General features: G+C 42.2%; 10 protein-coding genes. 4 read left to right on the top strand and 6 right to left on the bottom strand.

The genetic code is table 11. The features are described 5' to 3' along the window. Positions 1-27 precede the first annotated feature (27 nt). The 6 genes from DLM75_RS08575 to ispH all read right to left on the bottom strand — a co-directional run bounded on the left by DLM75_RS08575 (position 28) and on the right by ispH (position 7,528). Complete coding sequence (locus DLM75_RS08575) at positions 28-2,175, bottom strand: chemotaxis protein CheA (protein ID WP_118968118.1); 2,148 nt, start codon at positions 2,173-2,175, stop codon at positions 28-30. 2 nt (positions 2,176-2,177) lie between these two features. Then, the gene (locus tag DLM75_RS08570; protein WP_118968117.1) at positions 2,178-2,570 is read right to left on the bottom strand and encodes an STAS domain-containing protein; all 393 of its coding nucleotides are present in this window, start codon (positions 2,568-2,570) and stop codon (positions 2,178-2,180) included. A 5-nt stretch (positions 2,571-2,575) separates the two neighbouring features. Further along, positions 2,576-2,938: a response regulator gene (locus DLM75_RS08565; RefSeq protein ID WP_118968116.1), complete on the bottom strand. Its 363-nt coding sequence runs from the start codon at positions 2,936-2,938 to the stop codon at positions 2,576-2,578. Between the two features lie 16 nt (positions 2,939-2,954). Beyond that, positions 2,955-4,217, bottom strand: coding sequence for a response regulator (locus tag DLM75_RS08560; RefSeq protein ID WP_118968115.1), 1,263 nt, complete (start codon positions 4,215-4,217; stop codon positions 2,955-2,957). Beyond that, complete coding sequence (locus tag DLM75_RS08555) at positions 4,180-6,396, bottom strand: PAS domain-containing sensor histidine kinase (protein WP_118968564.1); 2,217 nt, start codon at positions 6,394-6,396, stop codon at positions 4,180-4,182. Before DLM75_RS08555 ends, DLM75_RS08560 begins: the two co-directional genes overlap by 38 nt. Positions 6,397-6,589: 193 nt before the next feature. Further along, complete coding sequence (ispH, locus tag DLM75_RS08550) at positions 6,590-7,528, bottom strand: 4-hydroxy-3-methylbut-2-enyl diphosphate reductase (RefSeq protein ID WP_118968114.1); 939 nt, start codon at positions 7,526-7,528, stop codon at positions 6,590-6,592. Between the two features lie 484 nt (positions 7,529-8,012). Between ispH and DLM75_RS08545 the strand changes: the two genes are divergently transcribed. From DLM75_RS08545 to DLM75_RS08530, 4 genes are all read left to right on the top strand, one after another. Continuing rightward, the gene (locus DLM75_RS08545; protein WP_002176528.1) at positions 8,013-8,861 is read left to right on the top strand and encodes a flagellin N-terminal helical domain-containing protein; all 849 of its coding nucleotides are present in this window, start codon (positions 8,013-8,015) and stop codon (positions 8,859-8,861) included. A gap of 191 nt (positions 8,862-9,052) precedes the next feature. After that, positions 9,053-9,469: a hypothetical protein gene (locus tag DLM75_RS08540; RefSeq protein ID WP_118968113.1), complete on the top strand. Its 417-nt coding sequence runs from the start codon at positions 9,053-9,055 to the stop codon at positions 9,467-9,469. Between the two features lie 42 nt (positions 9,470-9,511). Continuing rightward, a complete protein-coding gene (locus DLM75_RS08535) occupies positions 9,512-10,900 on the top strand; it encodes a TolC family protein (RefSeq protein ID WP_118968112.1) in 1,389 nt (462 codons plus the stop codon). Further along, positions 10,897-11,991 (top strand): heavy metal-binding domain-containing protein, encoded by a 1,095-nt coding sequence (locus tag DLM75_RS08530; protein WP_118968111.1) that lies wholly within the window; start codon positions 10,897-10,899, stop codon positions 11,989-11,991. The genes DLM75_RS08535 and DLM75_RS08530 overlap by 4 nt, the downstream gene beginning before the upstream one ends. Positions 11,992-11,998: the final 7 nt, after the last annotated feature.

Below are 11,998 nucleotides of genomic sequence, written 5' to 3'. Positions count from 1 at the left end.
CCAAATTCAAAAAGTCTAAAATAATCTCTAACGAACGGAAGCTTCCTTGCTTCTCACATTTTCCTGATCTCTGATCAGATTGTACAAACCGGGAACATCTAAAATAAAAGCGATATCCCCGCTCCCTAAAATGGACGTTCCACTAAAACACTTCACGTTTTTGAAAATTTCCGCCATAGGGCGAATCACGGACTGAACCTCGCCGTGAAGATCGTTTACAACGATTCCAAAGGTTCTATCCTCATATTCTAATATTACAATATTCTCTTTTAATGAATCATCCGCCTGAATAGAAAGGAAACGAGAAAGATGAAGAACAGGTACGAGTTCGTTTCTTAGGTTCATGGTTCCGGACGAGGAATCCTCGCCAAGTTCGGCTCTGGATTCCACGGTTTCGCGTACGAGTTGCATCGGAACGATAAAGTTGGAACCGGAAGCTTTTACCAAAAAGCCGTCGATAATTGCGAGTGTAAGAGGTAAACGTATCAAAAAGGAACTACCTTTGTCTTTCGCGGATTGAATCTGAACCGAACCTCTCAGAGATTCTATGTTTCTTAAAACGACGTCCATTCCCACCCCGCGACCTGAAAGATTCGTAACCTGTTCCACGGTGGAAAAACCGGGTTGAAAGATCAGGGAATAGATTTCGGATTCGGTGAGAATTTGATCCTTTCCGATCAGTCCTTTTGATATCGCCTTACTAACTATTTTTTCGGCGTCCAGACCTTTCCCGTCGTCCATAATCGAAATCAGAATACTTCCTGTTCCGTGACTTGCTTGAATTTGAAGTTTCCCGATCGGAGATTTCCCTTTGCGAACTCTTTCCTCCGAAGTTTCGATTCCGTGATCCAAGGCATTTCGAAGGATATGAACCATCGGATCCGCTATCTTTTCGATAACGGAACGGTCGAGTTCCGTTTCCCCGCCGAAGATTTCAAGCTCGACTTGTTTATTCAGTTCTTTCGACAAATCGCGGACCACACGTTTGTATTTTTCAAAAAGATCGGCGATCGGGACCATACGAAGACTCAACGCAAATTCTCGGATTTCGCTGACAAGTCTGTAAAGAGATTCGGAACTTTCTATCAGCTGGGTATCTTCGGAATCGATGATCTTTCGACTCAGGTTCGCTTCTTGTGTGATCAATTCTCCTACAAGACTGATCAGCGTATCGATCTTAGAAGAATCCACTCTCAAAGTTTTTGTCTGCATTCGGAGCGCTTCGGATTCTTTTCCATTCTCTCTTAGAGAAGAAGTTTCTATGGAAAGGTCTGAATTTTCGGTCGATATTCTCAAACCGTTTTTGAGTTTATTGATTTCATCCGTAGTTAAGGATTTTTGAATCTCAAGTGCATTCAAATACGCTTCTCTGCCGAAAGGAAAATCCTTACAATTCTCATCGAAAAGTTCGAGATCACAATGAGGAGGAAGAATTTTCAGATAACTTCCTTCTTTCAGGAATTCAAGAGTGGATTGGATTTCTTCTCCGTTGGCAGGGGATTCGTATGAAATTTCAAATCCAAGATAAGAATGTTCCGGATTAAAATCCGACCAAACGGGGATCGATTCCGGATAAATATAAAGATGTTTGATTTTCCCCGATTGAGAAAGATATTTCAAAAAAGTGAAGGTGTCCATTCCGGATTCGAAAAGGTGAAGATTTGGAATCAGGGTGATCTGCCAATGGGAAGAATTCGAAGGTGTTCCGGAATTTTGATCGATCGAGGAAGTTTCAGAAAAATTCTTCGTATCGCTTTGGCTTGCGTTCGACGGTACGGAAGAAGATTCTGAAAGTAATTTTTTGGCGAGGACCGTTAGCTCCGCTTGTTTTTTGGAAGCTTTGGTATCCAGAACCAGAGTATCACCTACGTTCTCCACCATATTTCGAATGTGATCGCAGGCCAAAAAAAGGAACTCGGTTCCTTCCTTTGTGAGATTCTGTTTTCCGGATCGAATTCTATCGAGAAGCGTTTCCACTTCGTGCGTGAATTTTTCGATCGGCTCGTATCCGAACATTCCGGAAGTTCCTTTGATCGTATGAATCGCGCGGAAAACGGAATGTACACATTCCGAGTTTTTCGGATCCTTCTCCAATTTAAGAAGATTGGATTCCATAGAAGAAAGGAGTTCCAACGACTCAGAAACGAACGTGTCCCGAACTTCGGATAAATCCATTTTCAATCCTTACCCATTCCGTATTGAAACGAAAATTCCTTTAGGTCTTCTTTTTGTAGTTTGATCTTATCTCTTAGGAATCCAGTGAGACCGTAAAGATCGATGAGTTTTAAGACAGCGTGACTGTGATTGATAAGACGAATCGTAAATTCCTTTTTCCTCGCTTCCATTTTTAGAGCCAGAAGGATTTGCAAACAGGAAGTATCTATTTTTGTAATTTTGGAAAGATCGATTTCCAGTATCGAATTCTTATTTTTAAGAATTTCGTCGAAGCTTCCCTTTAATTCCAAAGCGTCGTAAATGGTGAGTTCTCCCTCGATCACGATTCGTAAGCCGTTGACTTGCGCGTTCTCGGTTCTGAAAACCACGGATTCTTTTTTAAATTGAAAGGCCATGACGTTTAAGGTAATAATTTATGGATCGTTTGAACGAGTTCTTCCGGAGAGAAGGGTTTCGTAAGCCAAGCCCTGGCACCCGCCGCAAGACCTTCCGTTTTTACGTCTTCCTGGGATTCGGTCGTAAGCATGATGATTGGAGTAAACTTGTTCTTCGGGTCTTTTTTTAGCTCCTTAACGAACGTGATACCGTCCATGTTTGGCATATTCATATCACTGACGATCAGATCTACTTTATCGTTTTGTAATTTATCCAATCCGTCTTTTCCATCTACCGCTTCCACGATTTGAAATTCTGAATTACTTAGATGAAGATTTAATATCTTCCTGAAAACCGCGGAATCATCGACGATGAGAATTCGTTTCATTCCAATCTCCTTTCCTTTATTGAACCAATGGTAAAAATATTTCAGCGAGTACACAAAGACTAATGTCTTCGGAAGTATGATCTTTTGCGTTGTGAATAAAAAAAAGCCCGCTGTGTTTTCTTACGATATGATCCACTGCGGTGAGCCCCAAGCCGAGACCGAACTTTTCCAAATGAGAAACGTTTTCGACCGGCGGATAAATTCTAAAAAACGGCTGAATCACAAGTTGTTCGAATTTTTCCGGAATTCCTCCGTAAGGTCTTACATCCACTCGATTTTTAAAGGTTATACAAAAGTATCCCTGATTGATGCTCGCGTAGATATCGATCGGAGCGTTTATCGAGGAATACTTATATGCGTTGAGGAAAAGTTCCTCTAAAGCGAGTTTTAAAAAAGAAAGATTTACTTTGACTTTGTATTCTCTTTTTAAAAGAGGAAGATTGACCGTTATTTTTTTGGAGAGTAGAAAAGGATTCAGTTCCGTCGGAAGTTCCTTTATCAATTCTAAAATCTCGTTTGTGGAAATCACCGAAGGATCTAATTCCTTATCGATTAAATTCAGAAGTTTTTCCAAACCAAGAAGCATATTCTTCGTAATTCGGTTATTGGTTAGAAGGAGATCCAAAATCTCCTTATCGACCTTATACTGATTTCCATCCGGTATTTTTACCGAGTCGACCATATCTAAAAGACTCGTCATCGCACCGATTCCACTTCCTTGAGAAAGGGAGGTTTTTAGACTGTAGATCGAAGTTTTTTCAAACGATTCGCTGTCCGATCTGCGGATCGTTTCTTTATAGGTAAGCCATTCCAATTGACTGCGCAGTTTTTGGCTTTCTATTTCGGCCAAATTTTCTTCCATTCTTTTTAAATGGCAATAGTTCAAAGCTTTCTGAAGAGTTCGAATAAAAACGTCCGGATAGATAGGCTTCAGGATATAATCGAAAACGCCTAACTTCATAATTTCTATGATCTTCTCGGAACGATCGATTGCGGTTTGAACCAACACAACAGCATTCGGATTTGTCTCTTTGAGTTTCACCAGAAACGAAGCGCCGTCCATCACGGGCATCATCAGATCCAGAATAAAAAGAGAGTAGTTTTGATTTTCGATCATCTTCAGAGCTTCGGCTCCGTTGACGGCTAACTCGTGTTTGACGCCAATTTCATCGCAAAGACTTTCCAGTAGAATGCTGTTCTCCTGTTTATCTTCAATGATCAGAACGGGATCGCTCGGAATACTATGAAGCGACGTCTTCTTTTTCAACTCTGTTTCCAAATGTTCGCTCCTTATGTATTTCGATTAAGATCGATTTCAATTTTTCTAATGAGAACGGATTTTGAATCGTATAATCCGGAAAAAACGGAAGTAGGTCTTCCCGAAACGGAAGAGGAATATCCGCTGAATCCAAAAGAACGAGGTCTATATTCTTGGGTTTTTTCACCAACCAAGTCCGCAAAACCTTTACAATCCCGGTATCCTCTAAGAGGAGGTGTGTATCATATAGTAGAATTATGTGAGAATCGAGGCTTTTTTGAGAAATTATGGAAAAATCTTCCGGAGAATGAAGAGAAATATAATTTTGAGAATGAGCGACCAAATACCGCTCGATTGCTGAGTCGAAGATTCGATCTCGAATCGCAATCAAGATCAAATAAGACTTAATTCCTTCCGGATAATCCAGTTCTTGATTCTTTTTTTCCTGAAGATCCGAATTCGAAAGAGAACTTTCCGAAAGGAGCGGAACATCGTTCGAAGTTCCGCTCGGAAGATGTATAAAGATGCTGGTTCCATTTCCTAAGGAGCTTTCCACTCGCAAAGAGCCGAAATGAGCCTCGACAATCTTCTTAACGATTGGAAGTCCGAGACCGCTTCCCTCAAACTCTCCTTGGTTTTCCCCTTTAATCTGATAAAAAGTTTCGAATATTTTGGGAAGTTCGGATTCTGCGATTCCGATCCCGGTGTCTTGCACGATAATCTCATATTCAGAATCGATTTTTTTTAATCGGACGTAAACTTCACCAGGAGGACGTGTGAACTTAATCGAATTTCCGATTAGATTAAGAAGAACTTGTCGAATCCGCTTCGGATCTCCGTTCATCTCGTATTCCTCGTCTTCCGGAAGCACTTCGAAGGAAATTTGTATCTTCTTCGTAATGGCTTCTCCCAAAATGATCTCAATCGAAGTGGAAATCAGATTTTTGAGGTCGAATTCGGAACGATTCAAAACTAATTTACCGGCTTCGATTCTGGAAACGTCGAGAATATCGTTGATTATATTGAGTAGGTGAACCCCGGAATGGAAAATTAAATCTTTGTATTTGTTTTCTTTTTCCATTTCTTTCGGTAATTGCATCAATCTTGAAAAACCGATGATCGAATTTAAGGGAGTTCTCAATTCGTGGCTCATATTTGCTAAAAATTCGGATTTCGTTTTGCTGGCCTTTTCTGCCTTTTCTTTTTGCAAAATCAGTTCTTCGGTTCTTTCTTGGACGAGAACTTCTAACTTTTCCCTATGAATTTTCAATTCTTCTAATATATTTTTTCTTTCCAGGAATACGCTGATCAGGTCAATAAAGGTCCGAATCGTGAAGATTTCCTCCTTCACTACTTGAGTAGTCTTGAAGTTCTCGAATCCGGCAAAACCGAACCACTCGTTGGATACAAAAAGGGGAATCAATGTAATGGATTGAATCTGCCTCTCGTCGAAAAAAATTCTTTCCGAGTCGGAAAATTCCCGTATACTTCCTTGAATATATCCCCCCGAGGAAAAAATTTTTTTCCAACGTCCGTGGTTTTTCGAGTAGGACATCCGATTTGTGAGGGGGGTTTTTGTCGATTCGGCGGAAGGATCGACCACTTCCAAAAATAATTCCGCCTCGTCTTGGCTTTCGGTGTTTTTAAAAAGATATAACCTTTCCGAATCTACGAAAACCAGGAATTGCTCCATCGCATATTTTAGAATCTTTAAATCAGTCGATGTCGAGAGTAGAATCTGCGTGGCCGCGGTGATTCCCATTTCCAGACGAAGTCGCCTTGTCGCAAATTCTCCTTTTCTAACTTTTTCTGTGATGTCCCTTTGAATGGATATATAGTAGAGAACGTTTCCTTCCGCGTCTCGAATGGCTGATATATGCCATTCCACATTGTAGGAACTTCCGTCTTTTTTGTAATTGATCGTTTCTCCGAAAAAATCATTTCCTTCTTTGAGAGTTCGTTTGAGATCTCCCATTAACTTTCGATTAGTAAGAGGTCCTTGAAATAGACGCGGGGTTTCGCCGATAAGCTCGTGCAACTGATAACCGGTCATCTTACAGAAAGCAGGATTGGCAAAAATAATTCTCGGACCGGGAAAGTCGATGAGTGCTTCCGTAACTAGGATTGAATCCGAAATCTGATTCACCAGAATTTCGTAAAGTTCTTGAGAAAGCTCAAAGTTTTTTAGGTCGCGGTCCACGGCCCGCAAACTTCTCTAAAGTTATAAAAAGATCAATACTTTTCTTCTCTCACTCTTAAGGAATGATATTCAAAAAGTAAAAAATACTAAAATTACGAGTTTTCATGTAACAAAGGCGACCCCTTTAAGGGATAAACAGTCTGGACCGTTCGGAAGAACGGAACAGCTATGTCACTTAAAAACTTATTTCCAATCAGGAGAGGAGGTTCGTAGGAAGCTTGAAATTCATAGAATCTTCCCTTGAACCTGGAAATAAATCTACGGTAGCATCCGGATAAAATGTTTTTAATTTGGAAATGATTTCGTCGACGAGAACCTGCGGTGTGGAAGCACCTGCGGTCAAACCAAGAATCCTAATTTCATTATTTTGAATATACTCTTTGGAAAGGTCGTCCGCTCCGGTCACTTTAAAGGAATGCGGTTTTGATTTTTGAGCGAGTTGTAAAAGTCGCAATGAGTTAGAGCTGTTATCCGCTCCGATCACGAGCATCGCATCAATTTGATTCATCATTTCGGAAACGGCTTCCTGTCTTTCGGTTGTCGCGTAACAAATGTCATCCTTTGCGGGATGTTCCACAAAGGGAAATGTCTTCGATATTTGATCCACGACGTTTCGAGTATCAGCGACGGACAATGTGGTTTGCATCAAATAGGTAAGCGGTTTTTTCGGATCGATTTTATCCTTGAGTTGAATCACGTCTTCCGGTGATTCTACGAGAAACATATCGGCTTCTCCCATCGTCCCGATCGCCTCGTCGTGGCCTTCGTGTCCGATATAGATGATCTGATGTGTATCCTTGATTCTTCTTGCCTTACGATGTACCCGAGTCACGAGCGGGCAGGTCGCGTCTCCGATCTTCATTCCGCGATTTTTGGCCGCTTCGACAACGGAAGGCGCGACGCCGTGGGCGGAGAATACGACCGTAGCGCCGTCCGGGGCTTCTTCTAATTCGTTGATAAATAAAATTCCTCTTTTCTTCATGTCTTCCACAACTCTTCGGTTGTGAACGATCTCTTTTCGAACGTAGATTTGTTCCGCCGCGTTCGCTTGCACCTGCTCCACATAAGAGATCGCATACTTCACACCGGCGCAAAATCCTCTGGGGTTGGCTAAATAGATCTTTTCTAACATGATTTCTCCGTTCGATTACCATTCTTCGAAACAGCCAGCAGGCAAAGAATCAAAAAAAATCCTCACATATCTCGTTTTTCCAATGCAAAGAAGGAAAAGACGAAACGTTCTCCGTTTCTTCATGGTTCGGGATAAGCGCCTGTTTTACAAGTTCGTTGTGAGCCTTCGATAAAACTCAATTCTACCTCCGATGGGCCGCATGATAAATCTCCGCTATCTTTGGCTGAAACACTCTCTGAACTCAGGACGTCTCGCTTATATGGTCGTTCGAAGGACCCGTGTTAACTCACCGAACGCCTTTCCATTGGCGGCATTCAGGGACATAGTAGGTTTTATGAGGAAGATATTTTTATCTTCGAATCCTCTAAAAAAGACCGTTATCGGATTTCTCAGAAGGGTCGATTGATTCTTTGAAAAGGTCAAGGAAGACCTTTGAAAAATCATTACCCCCTAAGTTAGGGAATCGGATTCAAGGAGGAACCGAATGATTATCAACCATAATATCAGTGCCATTTTCGCACACAGAACATTGAAGTTCAATAGCGAAAACATGGGTAAGGACATCGAGAAGTTGTCCTCCGGAATGAGAATCAACCGTGCAGGTGACGACGCTTCCGGTCTTGCAGTGTCCGAAAAAATGAGAACCCAGATTCTGGGCCTCAGAAGAGCGGAAATGAACACTGAAGATGGTATGTCTCTGATCCAGACTACTGAAGGATATCTCCAGGAAACTCATGAGATCGTTCAAAGAATCCGCGTATTGGCTGTTCAGGCTGCAAACGGTATTTATACCGAAGAAGACAGACAACAGATCCAAGTGGAAGTTTCCCAGTTGGTCGATGAGATCGACCGGATCGCTTCTCAAGCCGAATTCAACAAAATGAAACTCCTTACGGGAGCTTTCGCTAGGTTGAATCCGACTGCGAGTATGTGGTTTCACATGGGTGCAAACATGCACCAGAGAGAAAGAGTTTACATTGAAACGATGAATACGGCGGCATTGGGTCTTAGAAACCCGACCGTTTTAACGTTTATTTCTCTTTCTACTGCCGGCAAGGCTAACTCAGTGATCGGATTGGCTGATGACGCGCTTCGTTCCATCTCTAAACAGAGAGCGGACTTAGGTGCGTATTACAACCGTCTGGAACACGCCGCTAAGGGACTCATGAACGCTTATGAGAACATCCAAGCCGCGGAATCCAGAATCCGTGACACCGATATGGCTGAGCAAATGACCAGCTTTACGCGTTATCAGATCCTGACTCAGGCCGCTACCGCAATGCTGGCTCAGGCCAATATGAAACCGCAAACGGTTCTCCAGCTTCTGAAGTAACCGTTTCTTCCGGCTGAGAGATTTTAATTTCAGCCGGAAGAGTTAAGCAATCGCCGGAAAAGAACGATATCTGAAATGGATTTATAATTCCCGTTATAAATCGCCGTACGACTCTGAAGCCCGGGTGTTCGATAAGAATCTCCGGGCTTTTTTTCTTTCCAATTCCGTTCTTTCAAAGTCTAAGATTCAATATGGAATCGATTCGTAGATGGAGCGGGGGACTTTTCCTCTTTGGAATCGCATTGAATCTCCTTTGCGCGTCCTCGATGAATCTTTCTGGCACATGTCCGATCGGTATTTCGAATTGGGTCCAGACCGTATCTTCTGATTCAGTTCCACCTTGTCATAGAGAATCTTCGAGCCCGACTTCTTCCGATTCTTCCTCACCTTGTTGTTCTTCTGAAGTTGTAAAAGCGGATTCTTCTCTCGAGTTTCGAATCGAAATCCAAAAGTTTTTTTCACCGAATGTAATTCTCGTTCTTTTTTTGATGCCGATGGAATCGATTCTGAATCCTATGGGGCAAACTTTCGACAAAAACCGTTGTAAGACAGTTTTTCTTTCCGATCTCAAAAAGCCAATCTCCGTTCTTCAAGTTTTTCTAATTTAATCCGACTCATACTTCTTCTTTTTTAAAAAATAGGAGGAACCTATGAGTTCTTTACAAATTTATTATACAATTCTTATATACTTTTTTTCTTATTCGATTTTTGCGGAAGGAAAAGACGTTCGTTCGATTTTGGAGCTTGTCGCGAAGGAACATCCGGAAGCGAAATCGCTCGGTCATTTGACTCACGCACATCAGTCGCATTCGGATGCCACTGGAATTCTTCCGGATCCAAAAATTGGCGTGGCCTACCGTAACTTTCCCACTCGGAACGGTTATTCGCTCAATGACCGTCCTTTGGATACGCCGACCATGACGGGCGTAGAATTTTCTCTTTCGCAAGAATTCCCATTTCCCGGAAAACTCGGTTCCGAACAGAAAATTTCCATCTATATGGAGAAAGAGGCCGGCTTTCGATATCTTTCGGGCATCAATCGTCTCTTGGGAGATTTTCTTTCCAAGCTCAATCGGTTTCAAAGACTTCAAAACAAAAAAGAATTGAATTCTAAAATAGTACAAATTCTTTCCTCGCAAAAGAACATTTCCGAAAGTTATTACTCTTCCGGAAATGTTTCCCTTGCCGGAAGTATCAAGGCTTCTATCGCCAAAACGGAATCATTCGAAAAAGAAACAGTGTATAATACGAATCTCAGAGACCTTTTCTCTCAGTTGAGTTACTTTCGAATCCAGGATAAACTTTCTTTCGAGGATTTTTCTTCTCTCGATCTCGATCGTTACTTCAAGGAAAATGAATCTAAAATTTTAAGTTTTGCTAATTCTTTTGAATCCGCCGCCCGCGCGAATCCGGATTACAGATCCTTTCTCACCGAAGAAAAAAGGCTAAAAGAATCCGCGAAGTTGAGCAAACTTTCTCTTCTTCCTCAAACGGAAGTTTTTGTTTCTTATATGAATCGACGAAACCAGAATTTCTCGATCGATCGCGGTCCACTCGATTATAGAATTATGGATACGACCGAATACAGAGGAGATCTTTTTAGCTTCGGAGTCAATATGAGAATTCCCGTTTGGTCCGCGCTCAAATGGGAAAGTATTACGGGCCAGTATGAGAGGGAAGCGGACGCGGGTAAAGAATCCGCGGAGAAAGTAAAGATGCAAGTGATCTCGGATTTGAATCGAAACTTCGAGCTCATCCGTGGTTACGGAACACAAATCGAAATTCTTCAAAAAAAGCTTATCCCCGAGTTGGAAAGAGCGGTTCGCGCAAACGCTTCTCTCTATGTTCCTGGAAAAGCGAGCCCTCTGGATATTCTATCAACTCAGGTCGAAGTGATCCAGGCTCGAATTCGAAAGGAAGATTTGATCGAAAGGAAACACGAATCGATCATAAATATTCTTCAAATCTTAAGCCAAATTCATCCGAATCCGGACGACGGAACACACTCCGGTCACGGAGAAGAAGGAGGTCGATTATGAAGTTTCCGTTTCGTGTGACGATCTCCATTCTTCTACTTTTCACCTTGGTTTGGAACTGCGCCAAAGAAAAGGAAATTTATTATTGTCCGATGCATCCGACTTATATTTCGGATCGTCCTGGTACATGCCCGATTTGTAATATGGATCTTGTCAAAAAGTCTAAAGACGAACACGAGAAACACAACCAAAACGGCTCGGATCAATCGAGTGTGCGCGTTTCTCCTTCCGAATCGGATTCAACGAAAGGACAAAATTCTTTCGACACTCAAAAATCAGAAAATCAATCCTCCGAAAAAAACTCACAGGAGTTTCCCCTTTCCTTAGAAAAACAGCAGTCGATCGGCATTCGAACGGAATCCGTTTTAAAAAGGGACCTTACAAAAAATGTCTCCGCGTATTCCACCGTGGCCTATGACCCGGAGCTTTACACTGCCATTACGGAGTACAAAGAATTGCTTCGTTCCCGGGAATTCTTTTCCGATCCAGGATCTTCCCTCGTCGGACAGAACCTCCAGATTCGTCTGCGTCAGTTAGGTCTTTCCTCCGATCAGATTCGACTCTGGACATCCGGAAAACGAGATCCCTCCGAATTGATTTTAGGCGGGAAGTTCGGACGAGCGCATATTTATTCCCAGATCTACGAATCCGATTTATCCGCTGTGCGTGTCGGTTTAAAAATTATGTTTAAAACCAATGTATATCCGGACGTAAATTTCCCCGGCGTTATCAAAAGTATCGATACGATTTTGGATAAGAACAGCAGGACCCTCCGCCTACGGAGCGAAGTTTTCGACAAGGAACAAAGACTTCGACCACAGATGTTCGGGGACTTGGAAATTCAGATTCCTCTAAAACAAATCCTGAGCGTTTCAACGTCCGCCGTTTTGGATACGGGAATTCACAAAATGGTCTACGTGCAAAAAGGTCCGGATCGTTTTGCGGCTACATTCGTTAAGACCGGTTTAAACGTCGGCGAATGGACGGAAATTAGAGAAGGATTGCAGGAAGGAGAAAAGGTTGTCTCCGAATCCACGTTCCTAATCGATTCCGAAGCTAGAATCCGCTTTGGCTCCAGTTTACACAAACATTGAGGTCGTC

The organism is Leptospira stimsonii (genome assembly GCF_003545885.1).
Lineage (GTDB): Bacteria > Spirochaetota > Leptospiria > Leptospirales > Leptospiraceae > Leptospira > Leptospira stimsonii.
The sequence above is the reverse complement of the archived record's forward strand: the minus strand, read 5'-3'. Positions and strand labels throughout refer to the sequence as shown.